We start from the raw sequence: 24,421 nt of genomic DNA, 5'->3' as shown, positions 1-24,421 counted from the left end.
TACCCCAACAAAACAAGGTGGCTTAACTAGAGCGGAATATCACTTATAAATACGCTTTTAGTTGTTCAAACAAGTGGGACCACCTCTAAACAAACACCCGAAGCCTTTAGAAATGCATGCTCACATTTCACTTATGTAGAAAACCTAAGTAACTATGAAGATCCTTTAATTAAAGAAGTAGTTAATGAAATTAAAGAAGTCAAAATAGAAAAAAATGTTAATGAAGTTCCAATTCAAGAAATAAAAACGGAAACTATATCTACTTTACCATTACATATTATTAAACAAGTTTTCGATAACCAAGATGCTGAATGGATAACTGTTGCATCATTAGGATCACAACTTAAATTAATGAAAACTGATTTTGACCCTAGAACATACGGATTCAAAAAACTTAATGATTTAGTAAAAGGTTATCCAAAGATTTTCCAATGGGATGAACGTACCTTAGATAATGGCCATAAGCATTTATACGTAAAGCTCAAATAAATATAGAAAACTGAATAGCCACCAATTTTGCTACTCAACTGATAAATGCATGACCGTATCAATATAATATTGAATGTTTCCTCTCCTTTTAGGAGAGGGTTAGGGAGAGGTAAATATTTAATTTTCAAAATTTTTAAAATACAATCAATCCAAACACTTCAGACTAAAAACAACATGACTATCAAAAAAGTAACCTCAATCACCAAACTCGAAGACTTAGGGCGCGTCCAGCTGTCAAAGTCCTTCTTTATGCGTGACTTTCTCTATAGCGAAATCGCCAATTGGTACGGTGTGCCGAACTTCCCCGACCATCCTGACATCGCCATTCGTACAGGAACAGAACTCTGCCAACAACTGCTCGAACCGCTACAACAAAAGTTTGGCCGTATCGCCATTCGTTCAGCTTATCGCTCACCAAGCGTGAATCAACTCGGCAACGAAAAAGGACATAACTGCGCAAGCAATGAGAAAAATTTTGCCAGTCATATTTGGGACTATCCCGATGCAAAAGGTTATGGAGCAACAGCGTGTATCGTCATTCCATCATTTTTAGAACTTTATGAGAAAGACCAAAGCAATTGGCAGCAACTTGCTTATTGGATTCATAACCATCTGAACTATAACCATCTGCAATTTTTCCCAAAACTATGTGCTTTCAATATTGGTTGGCATGAACAACCTACTCGGGAAATTTATAGCTATATCCAACCTAAAGGCTATTTATTACGTGGCGAAGCAGTGAATAAAGAATTTGAGAAGTTATATCCAAATCTTATTTAATTTTATCTCCCATTCCCACAGCGAGAGGAAAGATCACACCCTCAACCGAATATTAAAATTACCAACAAACCTTCTAGTAAAAACCGAGGTCTTTACAAACATTTTCCTTATCTAAACCCTTGAGTAGTGCACGATATTCTTTGGTTTCTGCATCAATTTTCTTTGGATTAAAATGTCGATTGGCTTGGTTTAAAGCAATAACATCTTGATAGTACTTACGAATATCCACACACAAAACACGGATTTGCTCGCGCTCATCACCCCTGAGTCTGGCTCGAGTCATCTTTTCCTCTATAGCACGATTAGAATCTAGCCCCAAATAATAACGCTCTGTCACATAATCATGCGCAGTGGCTTGTTTCAGGCTTTTGGCAGAAACATTAAAACTAAATAAAGCCAATACGCTGAATCCTGAAATTTTAATTGTGCTATGCAGCAAATGTTTTAACTTCATAACTGTGGATGCTCCGTTGGTAGTCGATTCCAAAACCAATGAATACGGCCTTGTGTATCAAGCAAAGTATGTGTCTTAATCTGCTCATGCATGACATTACTACCCCAGCAGGCATTTGCACTATTTCGGTTGTTATGCAGAAATATTTTTTCAGTCGTATCATCAATTTTTTGTGGCGGAATATAGACCGCATAGCCTGCTGGAATCCATAAATCTGCCACAACTAAAGTTTGTTGTTTGCTGTCATATATCCCAACAGAAATCACCAAGTCCAAATAAGGGTCGCAAGAGACAAACAAATGCGGAAAATTATGCCCTTCTAAATCTGTGCAAATTGTAGGAAATAAAGTCCGATCTTGCCCTGAGGGTGCGGTGTCTAAATATGGATTGGCATAGGCTGCAAATTTTCCGTATTTGTATTCACAATAACTGACGATATCGTAATCATTTTCAATCTTGATACTTTTGCCCTGTCCAATCAAATGCATACCAAAAGCTGCTGCCAATTCTGGTGTGATTTTGAAAGGTGGATAAACAATTGATTGTGTAACCTCAGGAAAATCAAGTTCTGTGATCACACCCCATTTGGTTTTTTTCTGATTTTTTGCTCGAACCCGAATGGGTGCTAAACAACTTAAATCAGCAACTGTCACAGCTTCGGTCTTGAGCAAAGTTCTCTGAATTATTTTATTCAATGCAGTGAAATGTGGCTTGCCCCGTTCATTAAAAAAATACGGTGTCGCACTTAAATCTACCGTAATTTCATCGACCATCTCATTCAACAGCATGCGTGAAAAATAAGTCCCCGTATCTACACGCTGCTCTGTGTTTTCTTTTTTCATTTTATTTTCTTTTAAATGACTCAATTCATTTGAATACCCAGCTTATAAAGCTAGGGGTTGGTTATTTCATTTGATTTAACATATTTTTTGCGCCCGCATGATTATAATTTTTGGCTAAATTCTGCAAAATACGCTTGGCTTGCACTTCCGCGTTTGGAAAACGACTACGATAACTTGATACACTGGTTAAACAACGTGCCACCAACATGCCAGATTCTGTATAAATACGTGTTCCTTCTGCTCCTTGTAATTTGCCATAGTTGTAGGCACGTTGTGCATTGTTACAGGCATTGACCTGATTACGACCACTATTGATGTCTCGGCGTGCTGCGACATATAAACGCATTTGTTGCTGCTGTGGGGTTTCTACAACACGTGCGGCAGTTTTAGCAGGTAGGCTCACAACTTCTTTCTTTTCCTCAGACTTTTCTTTTTCTTCTACCTTTTTATTGCTACTACTTGCTTTAGCGGGCGTTGTTGTGACCTTGGTTGTTTTGGAAATGCTTGCGACACGGTAAAAACGGCGCGCTTCATCTTCAGTCATCATTTTTGTGACTAAACTCACCACACGGGCTTCACCACGTTGTTCAAGTTTTCTTTCAGTAACAGGCTCAATTGAAACAATCCAACTTCCCCCCTGACTGCGTACACAACGGTAAGCACCAATGCCCTGTTTGACATCTCTGTAGGTATTCAGTAGTTTTTTCGACCATGCATTTTTAACAAGGCTCATGGAGCTTTTGTAGGCAAGCGTTAAACGTCCATTTTGCGACTGGCAATAGCTGCCCATATATTTACGCGGCACCATAGATTCAGCAGGTTGATCTTTACGCTGCGGTCCCCAATAGTAGACATATTCTTTGGCAGCACCACTGGGCTGATTTAAATTTTTCTGAACAATCAGTTCTTGGGGAGATGCAAAATGCTTAACCGAATTTGGGCTAAATTGATCAACTGTTGTGCAACCAAATAAGAGGCTGCCAATCCCACCCATCAAAAGTATTTTTTTGCAGGTCACGTCTCAATTCTCAATTGTTTTTATATGAATGAAAATATATGAATTGGCTGAAAATAACAAATCCAACACATTGTTTTTATGGTCGATTAATCTTGAATTAAGTTGAGCTAAGTTAAATATTTTGAGCAAAAAATACAACCCATCACAGTTTTTTATAATTTTGTGCCACAACACCTATATTATTTTCATACATTTGTTCAGATAAGTGCACAGCATTTCTGCGACTTATCTGAACAGGTCTAGAGCTACATCATTATTGATCTAAGGTCGATTCAAAAGCCTTTAAACGCTTATAGATAGATAAAAGCTCAATAATTGTTGGCCAAGATGCAATCAGATACTGAAATGATTCACGTACTTTGCCAAATACGTTGGAAATTTGCATCATCAAACCTAAAGTAATTGCACCTGCGGCAATACTTGGGAATAACACAAATAAACCGTAAATATTGTCCAATTGCATGTACCAAATGCGTACCAAGTTAAAATAGGCATAGTGGAAATATAAACGGAAATAGTTAAAACGTACTTTGCTAAACAATTCTTTTAAACTGAGTGGGTCAGCACGTTCGGCATGATCTTCACCATAAACCAATTCTTTACGATAAGCCGCCTCAACTTTCTGGTTATTAAATTCCAGACCTGGTAACTTCGCACCCACCACAATTAACACCAATGTACCAAATACCGCCCACCCCACTGCAGCCCAAACCAGCGCATAAGGAATTTCCCCCACTATAGGCAATGCTTTGACATGCACAGACAAGCTGAATAAAACAGGTAAAAAGGCCAATAAAGTCATAAAGGCTTCTACCAGATTGACTCCTAAAGTTTCCATGGTTCTAGCAAAACGCATGGTGTCTTCTTGAATACGTTGTGATGCCCCTTCAATATGACGTAATTTTTCCCAGTGTGCCGTGTAAAAATTATTCATGGCTGTACGCCAACGGAACACATAGTGACTCACAAAAAATAGATTAAAGACCATTAAGGTCACAGCCACCATCGCCACATACAAAAAGGTCAAAACACCTGCATAGAGTTCATTGACATCGCCCCCGCCACTGCTCAGCATTTTTTGAATCAGATCATAGAATGGGTTGTACCAAGCATTCACCACCACATTGACTTGAACGCCAAACCAAATATTGAACAAAATAAAGGCTGAACCCCATACAGACCAACGCTGCCATGGGTGATTTGCTTTAATTTTCCAGAAAATAGCAAACAGCGTCGTTGCCACAAAAAACCACAGATAAAACCATAAAAAAGCAGGTGACCAAAAACGGCTGACACCAATGGGTAATTCGGCCTCTGCATATCCTTGCGGGAAGCCAATCCAACTACCCCATGCGCTACCGCCCGAGTACCATAAAGCCAGATTGATCGCGAACCAAACAAGCAATGAAATAAAAAACCACTTTGGATTTGGAAAAAATGACTTAAACATGCAGACAAAAAGCCTTTATTTTTTAAATTGGAATGTAAAACCCAGTGCCTTCACCACTTAAAAAAGCGTGAATGGATACTTTAACTTTTATACTTTATACGCTGTTTTTTCAGCAATAATTTTATTTTTATACTGAAAACTGTAAATTTCATCAATCGGCTATATTTTACTGCGCTGTTCATTTGCCATTCATCTAAGAAATTACATCAAATTTCAATTTCTTATATTTTTAAAATGTCAAATTATGAAGTATTGGGCAAATTTATTGCGATTTTTTGACCAACAATTCAAGTACAAAATATTTAAACCCGACACAAATTTACGATTTTGTGTAGATTATTCATCAATTTACTATATAATACAGTTGATTAAAAATAACTCATTTAGGGTGCGGTATGGAATCTCCAACAGAAAACATTGCTATTGAGCTACTTGAACCTATTGTTCTACGTAAAGAAAACTGCGCACCAATTGAATTCGAGCAAGGTACAATTTTAAAAGTTTTATTGGTTAATCCTAACTCCTACTTGGTTACCGTAGACGACGAATTTAACTTTACTGTCTCTTTAGAAGATGAAAATAAGGTGTGGCGTAAACTTTAATTACTGAGTCGCCACAAACTTTAATGATTGAATGTACGCAAAGCACATTCAATCATTAGATAAAGCTTGATAAATACGCTACTGCTTTCATGGCTTATAAAAACTAAACTTTCATTACACCTATCAATCACAGCATCCTTTTAATTTTTCAGAAGTCCACTTCGGGTATGGCTCTCTGAAAATGTTGCCTAAGATTCAGTTTTCAATCCGCTGTATATCATTGTAGATTTTGCAACAATCTCATCAAAATCACCTTTATATTGGGCAAAATGAGATAAAAATTAGCTTTAAATTTTCATCTTATTTTCTCTATAAAAATCAATAAAATATACCAATTGATCAAACCAAAACAACAACAGCAATGACTTTAAATTCACTTTTACAACTAAGCAAAACCAAAATTAATCAAAAATTATGATAAGATCATGCTTCTTGTAAAATACATTTTTTTATAAAGATGAGTTGCTTAAGCAATTTTTACTGTCTTTAGTGTGTTTTATTTTTTCTATTTTTTTAATTCACATCCTATTTTGACAAGATCTACTTGATCTCTAAATTTAGGATTGTATTTGCTTATTTTTATAATGCGGATATTTAAAATCCTGAATTGTGTCACTCAAAATTGGAGAAGTAATTAAGAACTCAAAAACTAATGGAGATAGCAATGGATCGAATTGCAATTATTGGCGCTGGCCCAAGCGGCATGGCCCAATTAAGAGCGTTTCAGTCAGCAAAGGCCAAAGGTCTACAAGTTCCTGAAATTGTATGTTTCGAAAAACAAAATGATTGGGGTGGACTCTGGAACTATACTTGGCGCACAGGTATAGATGAACATGGCGAACCTGTCCACGGCAGTATGTACCGTTATTTATGGTCAAATGGCCCTAAAGAAGCGCTAGAATTTGCCGATTATACTTTTGATGAACATTTCAAAAAACCAATCGCTTCATATCCGCCACGTGCAGTACTGTGGGATTACATCAAAGGTCGTGCAGAAAAAGCACAGGTCAAAGATTTAGTCCGTTTCAATAGTGCCGTTCAGCACATTGCCTATGATGAAACAACACAAAAATTCACGGTAGATGTTGAAGATTATGCACAACAACAGCATTATTCAGAACAATTTGATTATGTTGTTGTTGCATCTGGACACTTCTCTACCCCACGCGTTCCTGTTTATGAAGGCTTTGATCAATTCCATGGTCGCATTTTGCACGCACACGACTTCCGTGATGCGCTGGAATTTAAAGGCAAATCTGTATTATTGGTCGGCAGCAGCTACTCTGCCGAAGACATTGGTTCACAATGTTATAAATACGGCGCCAAGCAAATTTACAGTTGCTATCGTAGCAAAGCCATGGGCTTTAAATGGCCTAAAAACTGGTCTGAAAAGCCACAGTTATTGCGTGTAGATGAAAATACTGCTTATTTTGGTGATGGAACATCGGCCAAAATTGATACCATTATTTTATGCACGGGCTATTTACACCACTTCCCATTTATTGAAGATGACTTGCGCCTCAGAACACATAACTGTCTTTATCCGCAGGGTTTATATCAGGGCGTAGTGTGGGAAAAAAATCCTCGCTTGTTCTATTTGGGCATGCAAGATCAATGGTACACCTTCAATATGTTCGATGCGCAAGCATGGTTTGTCCGTGATGTGATTATGGGCAAAATTGCTTTGCCAAGCACGGTAGAAATGCAAAGTCATACGCAGACCTTACATGAAAAAGAAAAACGCTTAATGAGCGATGAACAATCTGCTCGTTTCCAAGGCGATTACATCAAACGCCTGATTGCGCAGACGGACTATCCATCATTCAATATTGATGCAGTACATGATATTTTCATGCAATGGAAAAAGCATAAAAAAGAAAATATTATGGGCTTTAGAGATAAAGTCTATCGCTCAGTGATGACTGGAAAAATGGCCAAGCCACATCACACGCCATGGTTATATGCGTTAGATGATTCTTTAGAAAGCTATTTGGAAGATGAAGCGCAACGTGAAGCGATGTAAGGCTTAAACACAAAAAGCCATCACCCTAGACCGTAAAAAATCAAAAAACCCCATACGTTATGCGCATGGGGTTTGTTGTTTAAGGATTTATCTAAATATCTAAACTTAATTGCTGTTCAAATTATAAATCTGACTTGGCACGTTTTAAGGCCTGTTGCCAACGCAGTAAATGCTCAGCCCGTTCTGCCTCTTTCATTTGAGGTTCAAACACTCGATCTAATTGCCAAGATGCCGAAATTTCAGATAGGTCAGAAAATACGCCTGCTCTTAAACCAGCCATAGCAGCAGCACCCCAAGCGGTAGATTCCAGCATTTTAGGACGCAACACAGGTACATTTAAAATATCCGCTTGGAATTGCATCAACATATCATTTTGACTCGCCCCACCATCCACCCGAAGTTCTTTTAGTGGATGATCTAAATCGGATTGCATCGCAGTGAGTACATCCGAGACCTGAAATGCAATGGATTCTAAGGCCGCACGGGCAATGTGCGCCTTATTGGTACCACGTGACATGCCACATAAAAGTGCCCTTGCTTCGCTGTCCCAATGTGGCGCACCAAGCCCTGTAAATGCAGGGACTAACACAACACCATCGCTAGAAGTTACACTATTGGCGAGTTGTTCTACATCGCTACTTTTTTGAATAATCCCTAAACCATCCCGCAGCCATTGCACCACTGCCCCTGCCATAAAGACACTGCCTTCTAGGGCAAAATGGGTTTCATTTTGACATTGCCATGCCAGAGTGGTGAGTAACTTATTTTGGCTAAACTGCACCTGATTGCCTGTATTGAACAACATAAAACAGCCTGTACCGTAGGTATTTTTTGCTGTACCTACCTCAAAACAAGATTGTCCAAATAAAGCTGCTTGCTGATCACCCAAAATACCTGTGATTGGAATATTATCACCCAATAAGCCAGTTGCGGTGTCTGCAACATAACTGTCTGATGCAATAATTTTAGGTAAAACTGATGCTGGAATTTGAAACAGTTCCAGTAAGTCTTCATCCCAAGTTTGATGATGTAAGTTCATCAACATTGTTCTTGAAGCATTACTTGCCTCAATGACATGTTCAGCGCCTTGGGTTAAATTCCAGATTAACCAACTGTCGATGGTGCCAAAGGCCACATGCCCTTGTTGTGCCAAAATTTTCAGCCCATCGACATGCTCAAGTAACCAAACCAGTTTGCCTGCGCTAAAATACGGATCTATACGCAAACCTGTTTTTTCCTGAATCAATTGCATTTGGTTATTTTGAATGAGCTGATGACACCAGTCTGCAGCACGTCGATCTTGCCAGATAATTGCAGGGGCCAGTGGTTTTCCCGTGCGTTTATCCCACACTACAGTCGTTTCACGTTGGTTGGTCACGCCAATTGCACGAATATCTTTGGCTAAAATTCCTGCTGTAGCCAAAGCCTGTTGCACCACTGCAATTTGATTTGACCAGATTTCTTGGGCATCTTGCTCTACCCAGCCTGAATGTGGCGTCTGAATGTGGGTTTCACGTTGTGCTGTAGCCTGAACTTGTCCGTGTTCATTGAAAATAATAGCGCGACTGGAAGTCGTGCCTTGATCGAGTGCTAATAAATAACTCATATTTTTTATTGTGTTTAGCTTGAAAAATAAAATATTAGCGCAATTATGTAATTAAGCGCATTGAAATGTGTAATTGTGCAGAAAATACATCGTAATTTTTGCCAGCTATGCTATGATTGCGTTGTGATATGGGGGTGTTATTGGCTTCGACGCTGATGATGAAGCTCATAGATGCATGCCGAGAGCGCATTTTCTCTCGTAAATAAAATTTGCATTAAAATAGTCGCAAACGACGAATCTTACGCTCTAGCTGCCTAAGGGCAGCTTGTCCGCTTCACTGAATACTTGTGGTCAGTGAACCCGACTGAAGCGCACGCACACAAGTCCGTATAGAGCCAAGCCTCGGGGCTTTATACCAAACTTAGAGGATCGCACTTTTAACCCTGTTCGTCGGGTCTTTAAGTGTTAAAACAATAGACGATATCTAAGCATGTAGTATTCTCGAGTGTAGTGTTGGCGGACGCGGGTTCAACTCCCGCCACCTCCACCATATACCTAACAAAACATGGCAAAATATGCCAAGTTTTAAAAGATAAAGGCTTGATTCTAAAGGGATTGAGCCTTTTTTCTTGCCTAAACATAACTAAATATAACTAGCTACAGTGTACATACGCCGTGTACACTACCATGTACATTGCAAGATTTATTGAATCCGTTGGTGTACAAGCCATGAAAAGAGCAGAAATAAAACGTAGACCTTTATCAGATACCGTACTGGCTAACCTAGAGCCTGAATCAAAAGAATATCGAGAGCTTGACGGCGATGGCTTATATTTTCGTACACTTTACATCGAATGTTTAGTCTAAAGGCACAGCCGAAGTTTGTTTGATCTTTTGCATTGGAATTTCGGTTTTAATATTTTGTACTGAATTTTCTCTCTTTAAATGCTTAATCTGTAGCTGCCGATATTCTTCAATATTTGACACCACAATCTTCAATAAAAAGTCACAGTCTCCCACCATTAAATGACACTCTACAACCTCGGGTAGCGCCTGAATCGTATCGGTAAAACGTTGTACTGTTTCAATATCTTGTCCAATCAACCAAATACGCGTAACAGGGTCAAACTTTTCCCAACCTTTTCTGCATCAATCAAAGCGGTATATTGCTGAATAATGCCCGCCTCTTCCAAAATACGAACACGACGTAAACATGGCGATACCCCCCAATACACGTGTCATCAATTTGTAATAAAACTCGCTTATACCTCGTGTGATAATGCAACTTTATTTTCGAGGGTTTGGGAATGTCAGAGAACATCAGCTTAGATTATCTAAATGGACTCATTCGTACTGCAGAGAAAAAAGGGAAAAAGATAGATAAAATCTTATTGGGTTATAAAGCCTACTACTTTTTTATGTCAGACAGTGAATTCCATAAAGAGGTCACGAGCTCTGCCCTTTCTCCAAGTAAGCGTAAATATAAAGACCATAAAATAAAAGTGACCCAAGACGATTATCAGGTTGAATTAAAATTTCAGGAAAAATAATCGGGACGCTGCATTATTTGACCAAAGCGATGCTTAATCTAAAGGCCACTCATTAACTTTGGTGGCCTACCTCTCCTTCCTATTTCAAGTGACTCATTCCACTTATTCCCCCCAATATTATTGGTTTATGATGCAGACTTGATTGGCCTATCATTTTGTTTCAATAGTTTTTAATTGCGCATGCGTTACAGCGGCTTTGTCACGTTTGGTTAAAATAAAGTGTGCAATCAAACCTATACAGATACCCCAAAATACAGAACTTAGTCCTAAAAAACTCATGCCAGAGACGGTGGCAAGAAAGGTAATTAGCGCACTATCACGGTGATTTTCGTCTTTAATTGCTGCAGTTATATTGGTGGCAATTGCACCCAATAAGGCCAGTCCTGCAAGCGCAGCGACTAATTCTTTTGGCAGTAAACTGAATAGCATCACAATACTGCCTGAAAACAGACCACCTAAAATGTAAAACAGTCCATTGGCAACCCCTGCAATATAGCGTTTTTCTTTAAGTTCATGGGCATCTTTACCGGTGCACAAAGCCGCTGTAATTGAAGCCAGTACAATACTAATTCCACCCACCACAGACACCGCTAATGAAGCAATACTCGCTGTACTAATAATGGGTTTAGCTGGTGTGTCATACCCACTCAACTTGAGAATGGCCATTCCAGGTAAAAATTGCCCCGTCAGACTGACCAAAATCAAAGGGATCGCAAAGTTGATGGTTGAGGTTAATGTCCATTCAGGTGTAATGAATTGTGGTACAGCGAGTGAAAAATCCATGTTGACTGGGTTTATTTGTCCCATTGCTGCCGCAAGAATAATTCCAGTGAGCAACACCCAAATGATGGCATAGCGTGGTGAAAGACGTTTGGCAATCAGATAGCACAACAACATACCTATCACTAAATAAGGCATAGAATTACTGGCAATAAACAGCCCTAAACCAAACTGGAATAAAATTCCTGCCATCATGGCAGCGGCTATGCTTTGCGGAATCATTTTTATTAATTTATCAAAATATCCACTCCAACCAATAATCAACATGGCAAGCGCAGCGGTAATATATGCCCCAACGGCTTCACTCAGGGATAAATCAGGAAACAAAGTCACTAATAAGGCCGTGCCCGGTGCTGACCATGCCGTAATAATCGGGGCTTTGTATTTAATCGATAGAAAGATGCCTGTAACAGCAGCACCAATAGAAATTCCCCAAATCCATGAAATCATCATAGATGAAGAGACATTCGCCTGTTGTGCCGCCTGAAAGAAAATGATTAAAGGGCCTGAATATGAAATCAGTACAGCCAAGAAGCCTGCGACTGTGGCAGAAATAGACCAATCCTGTTTGAGCATTTTGAAAATATCTTTCACAGCACATACTCCTTATGTCATTTGCGATTTACCTTGCAACCCAAAATCTTTTTTCACTCTTTTTTGGGGCGATAAGACATCTTATTCACAAATAAAATTAATTAAAAACTAATTATTTCTATATAATTAACAATCAATATTTATCTATAAATAAAGAGCTAGCGATGCTGAATGAATTAAAAACGCTAATTGCTATCCAAAAATACGGTTCATTTAGTGCTGCGGGACAGCGGATTGGCTTAACACAAGCGGGTGTAAGCGCTCAAATAAAGTCCTTAGAAACGCAACTTGATCTTGAACTTTTTGAACGGGTCGGACGCAAAGCCTATTTAAATGTAGAGGGGCTGCGCGTCATTAAATATGCAGAAGAAATCATGGTGCTGATTGAAAAAATCAAGCAGCCTGAATCGCTGATTGATTATAAGGGTTTGATTAAAATTGGTGCGATTGCTTCGATTCAATCTGGCTTTTTCCCACAATTATTGAAAAAGTTTAAGGAATATTTACCTTATGCCAAAGTACGAATTCTGCCAGGTGTGTCTTCAAACCTGCTCAATATGGTAGAAAGTAGCGAGATTAATCTAGGGGTGATCATAAAACCGAACTTCCCTATTTCCAAAGAATTTAGCTACTATTCGCTGTGTAAAGAAGCTTTTGTTTTAGTGACTCCTAAAGAAGTTAAGCTCACAGATTATAAAGAAATTTTGAGCCGCTACCCTTTTATACGTTACGACTGCTCTTCATTTGGCAGCAATATCGTTTCTGATTTTTTAAGCAAGCATAAAATTGAAACACAGGATTTTCTTGAACTTGAAGATGTAGAAGCCATTGTTAAAATGGTAGAAAACAATTTAGGTGTAGCCTTAATTCCCTTTAATGCGCCTTGGCGTGACCAGCAGAACAACATCAATGTCATTCGCTTGGGGGAAGAAGAGTTTTATCGCGAGCTGATTGTCATTATGAAAAAGTCGAATGAGCAGTCACTGGTGTCCAATATTATCTATCGAATTCTGCATGAATTAGAAAACGAGGAGCGAACAACCGCACAAGCAACGGGAACAGTGTTTTATCCTTGGTCATTACCTGAGCGATAATGAACAACGCGCAGATCCTTTGCAAAAGAAAAGCCAAAATAAAATAGAATGATCGGCTTATAGTGCAACAGCGATAAGCCGCATCAATGCAGGTTTAATAGACTTTTGATATAGTATTCTTCTGGAAAAACCATCAGCTGTTGATCTTCCTGAGCCCGTTGTTGCAAATAATCAGGAAGTACAAAACTAGATAAAGTTGAGCCAGCAATCAGCTGATGTTTTTCATCGGCAGACAAAACTTTAATAGGTGTATCCACAGACCAAATTGTGAATTTTCCATGAGTTAAGCCATCATCCCACAGTAAATTGAGATGCTTAGCTGCAAAATTAGCCTGTGCAAGTGCTTGCTCAATTTCCAGTAGAATGACCATTTTTTCAGAATCTGTAAGGTTTTGTGCCTTAGGATCCAATAAAATATATAAGTCGGTACAATCTGCCAAAACATAACATTGTGAAGTCACATCAAAGCCCTTAACCTATTCAAATATAATTAAAATATTTAACTTCTTATGAAAATGAAGTGTTATGTTTATCTCTAAGTAAATCAGTATAAAAAACACTCATTAGAATGATTCTAACCTACTCGTTGCTCCAATAAACAAAAATTTCTTAGGCTGCCGTCCCGTAATCAAAAGCTTTAATCAATAAATCAAAGTGATCTAAACCAAATTAAAACCTTTAAGCCATGGTATGAATCGTATCTTTAAAGCGTTTCCACGCCACGTAAAAGAACACAATTGCAATTGCTATCAGCCACAGAAACGATGGCCAAACGATATTTAGCCCAGCATTTCGGTACAAAATGGCCTGAGCCAGCTCAACAAAATGTGTGGTCGGTGCAATCAGCATCAGATATTGCAATACTTCAGGCATACTTTCTCGCGGTGTCATGCCACCTGAAAGCATCTGCATCGGAATCAAAATCAACATCATTAACAAGCCAAACTGCGGCATGGATTTGGACATAGTCGCCAAATAAATCCCCATCGAAGTGGTGGCAAACAACGTCAACAAAGCACCAAAGAAGAACAGAAACAAGTTACCTTCTATAGGTACGTTTAAGGCCATCTGTACCACCAGCTTCAGACCGATAAAAGCCGCTATCAATACCACTAGACTCATCGACCAGACTTTGGACATCATGATTTCAAACACCGTGACTGGCATCACCATCAAGTGTTCAACCGTACCGTGTTCACGCTCACGAATTAACGCAGCACCAGTCAGAATAATAGACAGCATCGCTACGTTGTTGATGATTTCCATAACACTGCCAAACCATTTCTGGTCTAGTGTTGGGTTAAAGCGTGCCCGCATTTCCAGCTCTACTGGCATACTGGTCATTTCACGATGATGCAGCAAATATTCACTAACTTCTGACTGTACAATCTGTTGGATATAACCTGCCCCGATCATAGCTTGCGACATACGTGTTGCATCTACATTGACCTGAATTGCGGCCGAGTTACCCGCCAAGACATCTTCCTGAAAATTCACTGGAATATTTAAAGCAAATGTAAATTCACCTGCATCCATTCCAGTATCCATGTAATTCAGTTCTGTGGTTCGCGGAATAAAATAAGGTGGATAAAATGCCGAGCTAATCCGCTCAGACAAAGTTGAATGATCTTCATCTACAATCGCAATAGGCGCCATATTCAGGCTGTCTGTCATGGCTGTAGCAGCCGTATAAATGGCCACTGTAAAGGTGTAAATGATAAGAATCAGCATGACTGGCTCACGCCAAAGACTCCACAACTCCTTGCAACCGAGCTGATAGATATTCTGTATTTTCTGTCTGAACATCCTAGGGCTCCTGTTTTTTTAGTGCAAGGATTGCTGCACACATCATCACGGGGACGGACAGCAGAATAATCCAGAAACCCTGACTCAAGTCTTCAAAACCCAATGCCTTATTGAACACCCCACGGCTGATATTGATCATGTGTGTCGCAGGATAGATCTCTCCAAACCAGCGACCAAAACCTTCCAATGCAGAAACGGGATTAATAATGCCCGCAAATTGCATCACTGGAATCATCGTACCGAGCATCACCAAAAACATCGAGGCGATCTGACTTTTGGTTAGTGCCGAAGCCAATAAACCTGTAGCTGTAGAAAAAATAATAAACAGTAAAGATGCCAATGTTAGCGTCAAAAAACTGCCTTTAATCGGCACATCAAAAAACACCACTATCATCAGGCACATCAGGAAATAATTCAGCATGGCCAGTACCACGTAAGGAATTTGCTTGCCAATTAAGAATTCACTGCGGGTGACTGGAGTAACATACAAATTCACAATCGAACCCAGTTCTTTTTCTCGTACCACAGACAGTGCTGTAAGCATTGCAGGAATGAGCAGAATTAATAATGGGAACAAAGCTGGAGCCATTGCTGGCAAGCTCTTGATATCTGGGTTATAACGAAAGCGGGTTTCTACATTGACCGCACTGGAATATTTATAACCACTTTGTTCCAAGGCTTGCTGCATTAACCAATGAGCATGAATCCCTTGCACATAGCCCTGAACCGTTTCTGCACGCTGCGGCATAGCCCCGTCAATCCATGCACCAATCTTGACGTTCTCTCCTCGAGCCACATCTCGTGCAAAGCCGGGTGGAATTTCAATCGCCAAAGCAATATCACCGCTGCGCATGCGCTGGTCTAGGTCTTCATAACTTTGCAGAGGTGGTTTTTCCACAAAATAGCGTGAGCCAGCGATACTCATCGTGTAATTCTGACTTAAACCTGTTTGATCACGATCCAGCACAGCAAACGTTAGATCATCCACATCCATGGTAATTCCAAGTGCCATCACCAACAGCAAAATGATTGACCCGACCAAAGCCATGGTCGCACGAATCGGATCACGCGCCAATTCTAGCGATTCACGCCATGCATAACTGAGCAGGCGTTGTAGGCTGAATCGACTAGACTTCGGTTGCTGCGTATTGACAGATAGATGATCACTAGCTTGCTGTTCATCCTTTTCTTCTGTCGCAGTCTGAGCGCCAACACCTGCTCCTGCGTCCAACAGATAGCCAATAAAAGCTTCTTCTAATGAACTCGCTTGGCGGTTTTTAATTAATTGTGCAGGCGCTGCACTGTCCAAGACCCGTCCTGCATGCATCAATGACATACGGTCACAGCGCTCTGCTTCATTCATAAAGTGGGTGGAAATAAAGATGGTGACCCCGTCTTGACGTGACAAAGTGATCAAATGACGCCAGAAATTATCCCGAGCGATGGGGTCTACGCCAGAGGTCGGCTCATCTAGAATTAAAATTTCAGGCTGATGTACCAGAGCAACTGCCAATGACAGACGCTGCCGCAGTCCAAGCGGTAAATCATCAGGTAATTTGTCTTTTACAGTACTTAAGTCAAAACGCTGCAGCATCTCGTGCACACGTGATGCAATCTGCTCTGCAGGCACATGAAATAACTTGGCATGCAGCACCAAGTTCTGAGTAATCGTCAATTCACTGTAGAGTGAAAAGGATTGTGACATATAGCCAACACGGCGACGGGTCGCTATATCACTGCCTTCCACGGGTTGTCCGAACAACCATGCCTGCCCTTCCGAAGCTTCCAGCAATCCCGTCAGAACTTTCATGGTGGTCGATTTGCCACAACCATTGGAGCCTAAAAAACCAAAAATTTCACCACGACGAATCTGAAAATTGACATGATCGACTGCGGTAAAATCGCCAAACTTAACGGTCAGATCTTTGGCTTCCAGCGCATATCCTTCTGAATCATGCTGCGGTAAAGCCGGTATAACGACTGGTTCATAACCCTGTTTCTTTTGCTCTGGCAAAAGCTTGATATAGGCCTCTTCTAAACTGTGGCTACCAGTTTGTGCCAACAACTCATCAGGACTGCCAGTTTTCAGGATTCTGCCTTCATCCATCATCGCTAACCAGTCAAAACCTTGCGCTTCATCCATATACGCTGTGGCGATAATCACACTCATTTGTGGGCGGACACGACGAATACGGTTAATTAACTCCCAAAACTGTGAGCGTGCCAAAGGGTCGACCCCAGTGGTTGGCTCATCTAAAATTAAAAAATCAGGATCATGAATCAGGGAACAGCACAGGCCAAGTTTCTGCTTCATCCCACCAGAGAGTTTTCCTGCGGGACGATCCAAAAAGTCATACAGCCCTGTACTTTTGGTCAGTGCATCAATACGCTTTCGGCTTTCTGCTGCATTATGCCCAAACAAACGGGCAACAAATTGTAGGTTTTCTTCCACCGAAAGAGTTTTGGACAAGTTTTTCCCAAGCCCTTGTGGCATATAGGCAATATGTGGGCAAACTTTTCTACGATGTTTTGCATCGGCAATATCACCACCGAGTACCATCAAACGGCCTTGCTGAACCACTTTGGCACCCGCCAGCAATGCCAGCAGGCTTGATTTACCCACGCCATCTGGACCGATTAGACCAATCATGCAACCCGCAGGCAAAGACAGAGAAATATCTGTTAAAGCCTGAGTTTTGCCATATTTCAGACTGACTTGTTGAATGTCGGCAACAATTGCACCTTGCGCAGATGATGCTGTCATGATTTAACCAGATTGCTTAGGAATTCAGGCCAAGGAGCACTTTCATCAACTTTGATATAAGCCACACCTGGAAGGCCAGTTTTGACTTGCTGAATGTGCTTTTGCAACAGAGCTGGATCAATTTTGGCTTTAACTCGAAACATCAGTTTTTGACGTTCACTTGCAGTTTCCACTGTTTTTGGGGTGAACTGTGCAGTATCTGCAACAAAAGAAACACGGGCAGGAATCACCACATTTTTAGCAGCATCCAGCACAATACGAACTTCTGTACCTATGGCAATTCGGCCAGCCACCGTTTCTGGCAGGAAAAAGGTCATATAAACGTCCGACAGATCAATCAGGTTCATGACCCGCCCGCCTGCGGCAATCATTTCACCGGGTTGTGCCACCAAAAACTGAACACGTGCCTTTAATGGAGCTTTGAGCAGGGCATCTTCAATATCAAAATTAATCCGCTCTACTGTGGCCTTAATCGCATCGACTTGTGAACGTGCACTGGACACCTGACTTCTTGCTGCCACAATTGCGCTTTGTGCACTGTCTACTTGTGCTCTTGCTGCACTCAACACCGCAGCCACACTTTTAACATCTGCACGTTCATCATCTAATTGCTGTTTTGATGATGCTCCATCTTTAGCCAAAATTTCAGTTCGTGCCAAACGGTTTTTAGCCGCAACCAGTTCAGTTTCACGTTGAACAACCATGGCTTGCGCTGCAGCTTTTTCACTGATTCGCATGGCGACTTGCGCTTCTGCGGTAGCAATGCCATCTTGTGCCTGACGCTGCTGGGCTTGGACTTCACGGAGTTGTGCTTCTAAAGCAGACACTTTAATACGGGCTAAAACTTGACCTGATTCTACAAAGTCGCCTTCTTGCACCAAGATTTCTTCTAACTGGCCAGCTAATTTACTGGAGATATTAATTTCAGTTGCTTCAATTCGCCCATTACCACTGACTAAAGCTTCTGTATCGGATTGGGTCATATTTTGCCAGACCAAATAAGCCACCAAACCCAAAATCACCACTACACTCACCAGTGTGAGTTTTTTAATATTCATGTTTGTGATTACCCAAAAACTTGTGCTAAAGAAATCTTTCAAAATTATTTTATAACACGAATGTTACTCGCAATATGTTGTCTACTACAGCCCCTTCATGAAAAATCGGAAACCATTTTAGAACTCAGACGAATTTTAAGAGCTCATTTAGCAGCACAGAATTGACCTGAGATGAAAACTGAGCTTCGCATTAAAAAATGAACTTTAAAATAAATCTGACAGCAATTTAGATACAACAAAACCGCATTCAAACATGATTTTAAAACATGACTTAAATGCGGTTTTTTAGTTTGATCAAACTTTGTGTTAGATCAATTAAACAGCCTAGCCCTTAGTATTCATAACCATTATTGGCTGACCATTGCTGCAATTTGCCATAATAGATTTCATCATTGAACAACAGGTCTGCTTTAGAAGCCGCATTGCTTTCTTCAGTTGGGCAGAAACCATCGTCACAATCGGCATCGACCACCCAACATCCACGTACAAATAAAATTTTATTGCCTTCTTGCTCTAGTTGTTTCTGCACACGCTCAATCGCTTCATTTAGATGATCTGCACCTAAATAAGCAGTCAAATACGCATAAGAGCCTGTTTCATCGGATGCTTTACGAAACTCGACACCCACACAAAATAAATGTTTTTTCATTTTTGGCTCCTTGTCATGTTATACAGTTAAGCTAATCTTTAATCTGGTCTAGGTCTAGTGCTTTTTCTTACACTTAACAATACGTTACCTAGTCACAATACTGTAGTTCAGAATAAAAACCTAGCCGCTTCATATTAGACTTAAGCCATAATTGCGCTGTAAATTAAATACAATGCAACGCCAATCACCGTGGTGGCAAATACTTTCTGTACCGTATTGCTATTCATGCGGTGAACTAAAACACGTCCCAACAACATCCCCACAATACACGCTATGACAAACGTCATGGTGACCATCGTCGGATACTGAAAACCATCTAAAACATGGGCAGAAATACTGACGCCACCAATCAAAAAAATGATCATTAAAGATGTTGCTACAATGCTGCGCATATCCAAGTCAGTGAATTTACGCAATAACGGCACAATCACAAAGCCGCCACCGACTCCAAGTAGGCCTGTCAGCAAACCTGCAATAATCCCCACACCGCCCAACAAAGATGCTGTTTTGGCGTTCCAAACTAAGCGTCCAGTCGTTTGATTGACCTTACATGGTGGATTGGTCTGATCATTAACCTTATTAAAGAAAATGCGATAAGCCACAATGAACATAACCGCACTGAATGCCAATGTCAGCCAAACAGGGGACACAATACCTGCCAAATGTACGCCATAGCGTGCTGAAGGAATACTGATTAAGGCAATCCACAATGCAGCTCGATAACGTACAATTCGCTTGAATAATCCCTCAATTGTGCCCACAAAAGCAGCTAGAGTGACAGCCAATAATCCTACGGGAGCAGCTTGTGCAACGGTCCAGCCTTGGCTTGCCATTAGGGCAGGAACAGCAAGAATACCGCCCCCTGCCCCAGTCAGCCCGAGTAAAGTCCCAATAACCAAGCCTTCCAGAATTAACATCCACATGCCTGTTCCCCTATTCCACTCGTGTATGGCGTTTTAAGTACATCCACATCACTTGCCGCACACCTGATTGGCAGGCAAAGCCACATCTATTTGTTTTGGATAAGGCAGGTTTAAATTCTGCATAAGGGTAATAAATTCAGCTTTGGTACGGCCTTGCCCCAAACGTGAGTTATTGCGTTTTTCCTGTCCCACGGTAGATGAAACACGACCTTTGTAGTCATGGCCTGGGTACACCAAAGTATCATCAGGTAAGCTAAAAATTTGCAGGTGGATACTGTCATACAAAGTAGCAGGATTCCCTTCTTGAAAGTCTGTACGACCGCAACCATCAATCAGTAAGGCATCCCCCGTAAACACCATGCCATCCACCACATAACTGGTACATGCATTGGTGTGACCTGGGGTATAACGTGCTTCAATCTGCAACTCACCGACACGAATGGCCGCACCATCGGTAATGAAAATATCACCACACCCAACACCCGAATTACGATGCAAAATAGTTTTGCAACCAAAGCGGGTTCTTAAGGTATTTGCCGCAGTAATATGGTCGGCATGCACGTGGGTATCTAAGCTGTAAACCAATTGCAAACTATGCTGCTCCAAAAAAGCCGCATACTGCTCTACCTCGGAAATCACAGGGTCAATGAGTACGGCTTCACGGGTTTGTTCAGAAGCCAATAAATAAGTGTAGGTTGAACTTTCCGGTTCAAAAAATTGATGAAAGATCATGTGCTGTGTACCGTATTGAATTATTGTTATGCTTAGTTTTGCAAATAGAGTGCCAACTTTATCTATTTTTAATATATTAATAAAATACAATATATTGAAATGCATTATCTAATTCAGTTACATCTGTGTGTTTCACAATTGTTGCGTTTCATGTTTCAATTAAATCCAAAATGAAACAAAAGATGAAACAATATGACGACAATGTATGACTTTGAACAGCAAGCTCAACTTGAAGATTTTTTGTTTCATTTACAGCAACTTTGCCCTGACAGTTGGCTGTATATATATGATGAGGCATCCAAAACATGGTGCTACGAATATGCTCAGGCATCGGCCACATTTTCAGGCAGCATCGAAAAAAACCTAAAAAACCAACTGCTGAATTTACAACAACCTATTGGAACCCTGACATTAGTAGACAATTCCATAGCGTTGAGTTATCACCACTTAAATATTCGTATTCGTGCAGAAAACTTGAGTGGGCGTTTATTTTTTATGCAGCCCGTCGTATCTCTACCTGTATTTAAAACAACAGCAGCATCCGAGCAGACAAACAGTAATTTGACAGATTTTTTCCATAGTCATTCGCCACAAATGCAGCATATGTATTCCATTATTGAACGAGTTGCAGTGACTGAATTCCCAGTTTTAGTCCGTGGCGAATCTGGCAGCGGCAAGGAGTTGGTGGCGCAAGCCATTCATGCACGAAGTCATCGTCATGCACAGGTTTTTATTGCGATTAACTGTGCCGCTTTAAATGCCAACATTCTAGAAAGTGAATTATTTGGGCATGTGAAAGGCGCTTTTACAGGGGCAATTCGGGAACATAAAGGCGTATTTGAACGTGCTGCGGGCGGTACTTTGTTTTTAGATGAAATTGCAGAAATTCCTTTAGAGCTACAGGCAAAATTGTTGCGTGTATTGGAAACGGGCGAATTTATCCCTTTGGGTGGTGAAAAATCAATTAAATCGAATGTCAGAATTATTACCGCAACACATCGTGCTTTGCGTGAAGAAGCCCGACTGGGCAGGTTCCGCCAAGATTTGCTCTATCGCTTAAGAGTTATCCCTATTTTTGTGCCGCCACTACGAGAACGCAAACAGGATATTCCTGAAATTGCCGCCTTTATTTTGCAACAACAGCAGGCTCAGTTTCAGCTCACACCGACTTTATCTGAACAAGCTTTGGCGGTATTACTGAATTATGATTGGCCGGGTAACGTACGTGAATTAAAGAATACCTTGCTGTATGCACTGACTATGTCGGCAGGTAAAACCCAAATTGACCCACAAGATTTACCCGATGAAATTGTGCATGCCAGTTTGAACTTAGCCAGACCATCTACAGCACCACAGCCAATTCAACTGCCCATCAAAAGCAGTCAAAAAGTTGATAAAGACACCTTGCAAGACCTATTGGAAAAATATCAAGGTCAAACTGAATTGGTGGCGCAAGCACTCGGTGTTAGCCGAACCACCTTATGGCGTTATCGCAAAAAATTTCATTTATGACTTAGATGACTTAAGGTTTTTTAGATTGGGCAGCATAACTTAAAGGACTTGGCTTTTTACTTTTGTCGGCATAGTGGTAAATGGTGTCTAGATCTTTTTGAATAGACGCAGCCACAACATGCGGCATTACCTGATTCAATTTCACAAATATTTTTTCAGGATAACCAACTTGGTACGATTGCCCTGATTGATTCAAAAATTGATATAACTCCTGTGCCACAAATTCAGGACTATCAATTTTTGTGCCCATTTTAATATTCATTTCCATCACTTCAGAATTGTTCATAGGCGTAGCCGTAGCCCGTGGTGAGAAATACCTGAACTGAATTGCCGTCTTGCTGTACTCTCTGGCCAATGCCTCTGTTGCACCACGTAACGCAAATTTACTGGCACAATAACTGACATAGCCTGGGTAGCCAATGCTGCCAAAAGTCGAGCCAATATTGATGACCTGACTGGGTTGACTCTCTGACATATACGGCAGCAGGGCTTGAATCAATTGCAACGGATACACCACATTCACCAACATCATCTGTTCAATTGTTTCTGCGGTCTGCTGTGCAAACAAACTAAAATCATTCATGCCCGCGTTATTTATGTAGTAATGAATTGGCTGATTCAATGCGGCAATGGTCTGCACAAACTGATCTCGGCTTTGGACATCGGCCAAATCACAACGCATCGTATGTAATTGCAATTGTGAATACTGTTGTGACAGCTCATCCTGTAATTGTTGCAAGGCTTGCTGTTTGCGTCCAACCAAAATTAGGTTCAAACCTTGTGCGGCAAAATGTTGCGCAACTGCCTGACCTATGCCACCTGTTGCACCAAAAATAACGGCGTTTAAATTTGACATAAAATTCACTCTAAATATTAAGGGAATGGCACACAGCCTTTACACTGCAAATTCAGGATTGAGCCCTAGACCCATACAGATATACAGTTTACGCTGCTCCAGCGGCACTAAAATTTCACGTCTGCCATGCATAAAGCGTTTGTTATCAATCAGGACCACATCACCATCTTGCCAGTCAATTTCAGAGGTTTCACGCTCACAACGCTCGGCCAGCTCTTCCAGTAATTCCGTTTGGATTTCAGTACCATCAGCAAAGTAAAAATGCGGTGTTTCATAGTTATAAGATGGCCCCAGCAAGGTGTTGGCAAAGGCTGGAACAGCTTTTAAATTGTCATGGCGAATCATGGGCATGCTTAAATCATAAAGTACGCCCTGATCATGTGCAGGCTGAATTCGTTGCCCAGGAATCATCTCAATAAAACGTGCCAATTCCTGTAATCCAACCTGCTCGACCTCTGCAATATTAAATGCAGTTGCTACATACTTTTGCCATGTATGTTTAGGTAAATAACGGCGAATAATCATCGGCTCTGAAAATTTCTGTTTGAGCGTTTCAGGCAGTTTTTTCCAGACTGCATGCCCATCACATAAGGTGGTTTGAGAACCACGTGAAGCACTTTTTTCACTAAAAAATGCAATGATGTCGGGTGGCATAGGTGTTGAACCATTTTCAATATGTAGCCCCATAGCTTGAGTTCCTGCATCTACCTTTTGAGATTGACGAGTCACATTTTCCCGCGCAGGGTCATAGGTCAGCGTTTGGCAAATATTCGTCATTAAGCCACTAAATGTGTTTACATCCATCTGTTCCTTAAAATGTATTCAAACATACTCAAGGACTAATTCGCACTCTGTTAATGTCTTGTTGCCAAGCGTGTAACTAGAGCCTGAGTCGGTCA

Annotated in this window: 24 protein-coding genes, 1 other RNA gene and 1 pseudogene; 9 read left to right on the top strand and 17 right to left on the bottom strand. The window is 40.8% G+C overall.

Features of this window, described 5'->3' with window-relative positions; all coding sequences use genetic code 11:
• Positions 1-36: 36 nt before the first annotated feature.
• Together HHA41_RS10775 and HHA41_RS10770 are read left to right on the top strand one after the other, a co-directional pair.
• A complete protein-coding gene (locus tag HHA41_RS10775) occupies positions 37-489 on the top strand; it encodes an OST-HTH/LOTUS domain-containing protein (protein ID WP_168461711.1) in 453 nt (150 codons plus the stop codon).
• Positions 490-663: 174 nt separating this feature from the next.
• On the top strand, positions 664-1,269 hold the full coding sequence (locus tag HHA41_RS10770) for a hypothetical protein (protein ID WP_168461708.1): 606 nt from the start codon (positions 664-666) through the stop codon (positions 1,267-1,269).
• Between the two features lie 73 nt (positions 1,270-1,342).
• On the opposite strand, the gene HHA41_RS10765 is transcribed toward HHA41_RS10770, so the two are convergent.
• From HHA41_RS10765 to sbmA, 4 genes are all read right to left on the bottom strand, one after another.
• Positions 1,343-1,723, bottom strand: coding sequence for a hypothetical protein (locus HHA41_RS10765; RefSeq protein ID WP_168461707.1), 381 nt, complete (start codon positions 1,721-1,723; stop codon positions 1,343-1,345).
• Positions 1,720-2,565, bottom strand: coding sequence for a hypothetical protein (locus tag HHA41_RS10760; protein WP_168461705.1), 846 nt, complete (start codon positions 2,563-2,565; stop codon positions 1,720-1,722). Before HHA41_RS10760 ends, HHA41_RS10765 begins: the two co-directional genes overlap by 4 nt.
• Positions 2,566-2,626: 61 nt before the next feature.
• Positions 2,627-3,583 carry a hypothetical protein gene (locus HHA41_RS10755; protein WP_354667277.1) on the bottom strand — a complete coding sequence of 319 codons (957 nt, stop codon included), beginning with the start codon at positions 3,581-3,583 and terminating at the stop codon, positions 2,627-2,629.
• Between the two features lie 253 nt (positions 3,584-3,836).
• On the bottom strand, positions 3,837-5,033 hold the full coding sequence (gene sbmA / locus HHA41_RS10750) for a peptide antibiotic transporter SbmA (RefSeq protein WP_168461704.1): 1,197 nt from the start codon (positions 5,031-5,033) through the stop codon (positions 3,837-3,839).
• A 395-nt stretch (positions 5,034-5,428) separates the two neighbouring features.
• On the opposite strand from sbmA, the gene HHA41_RS10745 reads away from it, so the two are divergent.
• Positions 5,429-5,635 carry a hypothetical protein gene (locus HHA41_RS10745; RefSeq protein WP_004975391.1) on the top strand — a complete coding sequence of 69 codons (207 nt, stop codon included), beginning with the start codon at positions 5,429-5,431 and terminating at the stop codon, positions 5,633-5,635.
• 664 nt (positions 5,636-6,299) lie between these two features.
• Positions 6,300-7,658, top strand: a complete 1,359-nt coding sequence (locus HHA41_RS10740; protein ID WP_168461702.1) for an NAD(P)/FAD-dependent oxidoreductase — start codon at positions 6,300-6,302, stop codon at positions 7,656-7,658.
• A 121-nt stretch (positions 7,659-7,779) separates the two neighbouring features.
• Here the strand turns inward: HHA41_RS10740 and glpK are convergent, their stop codons facing one another.
• Entirely contained in the window at positions 7,780-9,264 is a 1,485-nt protein-coding gene (gene glpK, locus HHA41_RS10735) for a glycerol kinase GlpK (RefSeq protein WP_168418212.1), read from the bottom strand.
• 130 nt (positions 9,265-9,394) lie between these two features.
• Here glpK and ssrA point away from each other — a divergent pair.
• Together ssrA and HHA41_RS13140 are read left to right on the top strand one after the other, a co-directional pair.
• Positions 9,395-9,754, top strand: a transfer-messenger RNA (tmRNA) gene (gene ssrA, locus HHA41_RS10730).
• Positions 9,755-9,933: 179 nt separating this feature from the next.
• Positions 9,934-10,044: pseudogene (locus HHA41_RS13140) on the top strand (DUF4102 domain-containing protein); the annotation flags it as partial.
• A gap of 18 nt (positions 10,045-10,062) precedes the next feature.
• Here HHA41_RS13140 and HHA41_RS10720 read toward each other — a convergent pair.
• On the bottom strand, positions 10,063-10,308 hold the full coding sequence (locus HHA41_RS10720; RefSeq protein ID WP_228278941.1) for an Lrp/AsnC ligand binding domain-containing protein: 246 nt from the start codon (positions 10,306-10,308) through the stop codon (positions 10,063-10,065).
• A complete protein-coding gene (locus HHA41_RS13205) occupies positions 10,305-10,439 on the bottom strand; it encodes a hypothetical protein (RefSeq protein WP_266095966.1) in 135 nt (44 codons plus the stop codon). The genes HHA41_RS10720 and HHA41_RS13205 overlap by 4 nt, the downstream gene beginning before the upstream one ends.
• Positions 10,440-10,511: 72 nt before the next feature.
• Between HHA41_RS13205 and HHA41_RS10715 the strand changes: the two genes are divergently transcribed.
• Positions 10,512-10,754: a hypothetical protein gene (locus HHA41_RS10715; protein WP_168418213.1), complete on the top strand. Its 243-nt coding sequence runs from the start codon at positions 10,512-10,514 to the stop codon at positions 10,752-10,754.
• Positions 10,755-10,904: 150 nt separating this feature from the next.
• Here HHA41_RS10715 and benE read toward each other — a convergent pair whose 3' ends face one another.
• Complete coding sequence (gene benE / locus HHA41_RS10710; RefSeq protein ID WP_168418256.1) at positions 10,905-12,110, bottom strand: benzoate/H(+) symporter BenE; 1,206 nt, start codon at positions 12,108-12,110, stop codon at positions 10,905-10,907.
• Between the two features lie 182 nt (positions 12,111-12,292).
• On the opposite strand from benE, the gene HHA41_RS10705 reads away from it, so the two are divergent.
• Positions 12,293-13,222, top strand: a complete 930-nt coding sequence (locus HHA41_RS10705; RefSeq protein WP_168418214.1) for a LysR family transcriptional regulator — start codon at positions 12,293-12,295, stop codon at positions 13,220-13,222.
• Between the two features lie 83 nt (positions 13,223-13,305).
• Here HHA41_RS10705 and HHA41_RS10700 read toward each other — a convergent pair whose 3' ends face one another.
• The 7 genes from HHA41_RS10700 to HHA41_RS10670 all read right to left on the bottom strand — a co-directional run bounded on the left by HHA41_RS10700 (position 13,306) and on the right by HHA41_RS10670 (position 21,154).
• Positions 13,306-13,683 (bottom strand): hypothetical protein, encoded by a 378-nt coding sequence (locus tag HHA41_RS10700; protein ID WP_168418215.1) that lies wholly within the window; start codon positions 13,681-13,683, stop codon positions 13,306-13,308.
• 217 nt (positions 13,684-13,900) lie between these two features.
• Positions 13,901-15,028 carry an ABC transporter permease gene (locus HHA41_RS10695; protein ID WP_168418216.1) on the bottom strand — a complete coding sequence of 376 codons (1,128 nt, stop codon included), beginning with the start codon at positions 15,026-15,028 and terminating at the stop codon, positions 13,901-13,903.
• Position 15,029: 1 nt separating this feature from the next.
• On the bottom strand, positions 15,030-17,792 hold the full coding sequence (gene rbbA / locus HHA41_RS10690) for a ribosome-associated ATPase/putative transporter RbbA (RefSeq protein ID WP_168418217.1): 2,763 nt from the start codon (positions 17,790-17,792) through the stop codon (positions 15,030-15,032).
• The gene (locus HHA41_RS10685; protein ID WP_168418218.1) at positions 17,789-18,850 is read right to left on the bottom strand and encodes an HlyD family efflux transporter periplasmic adaptor subunit; all 1,062 of its coding nucleotides are present in this window, start codon (positions 18,848-18,850) and stop codon (positions 17,789-17,791) included. The genes rbbA and HHA41_RS10685 overlap by 4 nt, the downstream gene beginning before the upstream one ends.
• A gap of 331 nt (positions 18,851-19,181) precedes the next feature.
• Positions 19,182-19,499 (bottom strand): hypothetical protein, encoded by a 318-nt coding sequence (locus HHA41_RS10680; protein WP_168418219.1) that lies wholly within the window; start codon positions 19,497-19,499, stop codon positions 19,182-19,184.
• Between the two features lie 140 nt (positions 19,500-19,639).
• A complete protein-coding gene (locus HHA41_RS10675; protein WP_168461699.1) occupies positions 19,640-20,422 on the bottom strand; it encodes a sulfite exporter TauE/SafE family protein in 783 nt (260 codons plus the stop codon).
• Positions 20,423-20,470: 48 nt separating this feature from the next.
• Positions 20,471-21,154 carry an MBL fold metallo-hydrolase gene (locus HHA41_RS10670; protein WP_168461697.1) on the bottom strand — a complete coding sequence of 228 codons (684 nt, stop codon included), beginning with the start codon at positions 21,152-21,154 and terminating at the stop codon, positions 20,471-20,473.
• A gap of 192 nt (positions 21,155-21,346) precedes the next feature.
• On the opposite strand from HHA41_RS10670, the gene HHA41_RS10665 reads away from it, so the two are divergent.
• Entirely contained in the window at positions 21,347-22,666 is a 1,320-nt protein-coding gene (locus tag HHA41_RS10665) for a sigma-54 dependent transcriptional regulator (protein ID WP_168418221.1), read from the top strand.
• A gap of 10 nt (positions 22,667-22,676) precedes the next feature.
• On the opposite strand, the gene HHA41_RS10660 is transcribed toward HHA41_RS10665, so the two are convergent.
• Positions 22,677-23,522 carry an SDR family oxidoreductase gene (locus tag HHA41_RS10660; RefSeq protein ID WP_168418222.1) on the bottom strand — a complete coding sequence of 282 codons (846 nt, stop codon included), beginning with the start codon at positions 23,520-23,522 and terminating at the stop codon, positions 22,677-22,679.
• A gap of 39 nt (positions 23,523-23,561) precedes the next feature.
• Entirely contained in the window at positions 23,562-24,326 is a 765-nt protein-coding gene (locus HHA41_RS10655; RefSeq protein WP_168461696.1) for a TauD/TfdA family dioxygenase, read from the bottom strand.
• Positions 24,327-24,421 lie beyond the last annotated feature (95 nt).

The organism is Acinetobacter sp. A1, assembly GCF_012371315.1.
Lineage (GTDB): Bacteria > Pseudomonadota > Gammaproteobacteria > Pseudomonadales > Moraxellaceae > Acinetobacter.
Note: the sequence above shows the minus strand (reverse complement) of the source record. Positions and strands in the feature narration are given on the sequence as shown.